Raw genomic sequence first — 1,860 nt, 5'->3', positions numbered from 1 at the left:
GCCGCGAGCTGCGGCCGGACGTGGTGCTCGCCGACCTGGGCCTGCCCGCCGACGACGGGTCCGACGTGATCGACGGGGCCGGCGTGGCCGACGTCCTGCTCGGCGCGCTGCCCGGCCTCGCCGTGGTGGGACTGTGCGAGGGCGGCGACGAGAAGCTGGTCGCCAGCGCGATGCGGGCCGGAGCACGGGGCTGCGTCGACATGGGCGCCGACGGCCCTGAACTCGCCCGCGCCGTGGTCGCGGCCGGGCGCGGCCAGGCGATCTTGTCGGGACCCGTGCTCGCCACGCTGCACCGCGGGCTGCGCGAGGACGGTCACGAGCAGCCACTGACCGAACGGGAACGTCAGGTGCGCGGCCTGATGGAGCAGGGACTGCCGGACAAGGCGATCGCCGACCTGCTGGTCCTGTCGATCAAGACCGTGGAGAAGCACGCCGGGGCGGTGCTGCGGAAGACCGGCGCGCGCAACCGCACCGAACTCGCCGCCCGCGCGGGGCGCAGGTAGCGGCGCAGGGCAGCCGCGGGTAGGGAAAGCCCTCCACGGAAGATGGGGGTTTCCACCGATTCGCGCCGCCGCGGCGCCGCCTAAGTTGGGGATCGTCCCCATGCCGAGGAGTGTGCGCGCGTGCCTGTCGTGCCGATGAAGGAGATCGTGGACCGAGCGTTCCGCGACCGCTACGGCGTGGCCGCGATCAACGTGGTGAACGACCTGACCATGGAGGCGGTGCTCGCCGCCGCGGTGGCGGAGCGCTCGCCGCTCATCGTCCAGACATCGGTCAAGACGGTGCGGTCCATCGGCATCGATCTGCTGTTCGCCATGTGGCGGGAGATGACCGCGGGGATCGAGGTCCCGGTCAGCCTGCACCTCGACCACTGTCCTGACCGGTCGTTCATCAGCGACTGCCTGCGGAAGGGCTGGAACTCGGTGCTGTTCGACGGCTCCCGGCTGCCGGTGGCGGAAAACCTCCGGCTGACCATCGACATCGTGGCCGAGGCCAGGTCCTACGGCGCGCACGTCGAAGGCGAGATCGAGGCCATCACCGGCGTCGAGGACGACATCGGTTCCGACGAGGAGGCGAACAGGGAGTCGCTGCCCGTCGCCCTCGACTTCATCAGGAAAACGGGGATCGACGTGTTCGCGCCGGCGATCGGGAACGCGCACGGCGTCTACCGTTCCGAGCCGCACCTGGACGCGCAGCGCGTCTCCGACATCGTGGCGGCGGAGCCCATTCCCATCGCCCTGCACGGCGGTACCGGAATGACGGACGCCCAGTTCACCGACCTGATCAGCCGGGGCTGCGCCAAGGTGAACATCTCCACCGCGCTGAAGATCACCTACATGAAGTCGAACCTGGCGTTCCTGCTCGACGCGCGGGACCGCGACACCTGGGACCCGCCGTCGCTGTTCACCTCGGTCCGTGCCGCGGTGCTGGAGATGGCGGCCGGCCACATGCGGCGGTTCGGCAGCGTCGGCCGGGCCTGGTGACGTCCCGGTGACGAGCGCGCTGATCCTCGACTGCGACGGTGTGCTCGCCGACACCGAGCGCTACGGCCACCTCGTCGCGTTCAACCAGACCTTCGAGGAGTTCGGGCTGCCGGTCCGGTGGAGCGCCGCCGAGTACAAGGAGAAGCTGCTCATCGGCGGCGGCAAGGAGCGGATGGCCAGCCTGCTCACCCCCGAGTTCGTGGCGGCCGCCGGGCTGCCCGCCGACGCCGCCGGCCAGCAGGCCGCCCTCGCCGCCTGGCACCGCAGGAAGACCGAGATCTACCTGTCCCTGGTCGCGGACGGCGCCATCCCGCCACGGCCCGGGGTCGACCGGATCGTCGGCGAGGCACTCGCCGCGGGCTGGCCGGTGGCGGTC

Annotated in this window: 2 protein-coding genes and 1 pseudogene; all 3 read left to right on the top strand. The window is 71.4% G+C overall.

Features of this window, described 5'->3' with window-relative positions:
• Window positions 1-503, top strand: a 503-nt coding sequence (locus WA805_RS00440; RefSeq protein ID WP_425241376.1) for a LuxR C-terminal-related transcriptional regulator, incomplete at its 5' end; no start/stop codon positions are given.
• A 120-nt stretch (window positions 504-623) separates the two neighbouring features.
• The gene (locus WA805_RS00435; RefSeq protein WP_422275233.1) at window positions 624-1,484 is read left to right on the top strand and encodes a class II fructose-bisphosphate aldolase; all 861 of its coding nucleotides are present in this window, start codon (window positions 624-626) and stop codon (window positions 1,482-1,484) included.
• A gap of 7 nt (window positions 1,485-1,491) precedes the next feature.
• Window positions 1,492-1,860: pseudogene (locus WA805_RS00430) on the top strand (hypothetical protein); the annotation flags it as partial.

The organism is Trebonia sp. (genome assembly GCF_049794275.1).
Classification (GTDB): domain Bacteria; phylum Actinomycetota; class Actinomycetes; order Streptosporangiales; family Streptosporangiaceae; genus Trebonia.
The sequence above is the reverse complement of the archived record's forward strand: the minus strand, read 5'-3'. Positions and strand labels throughout refer to the sequence as shown.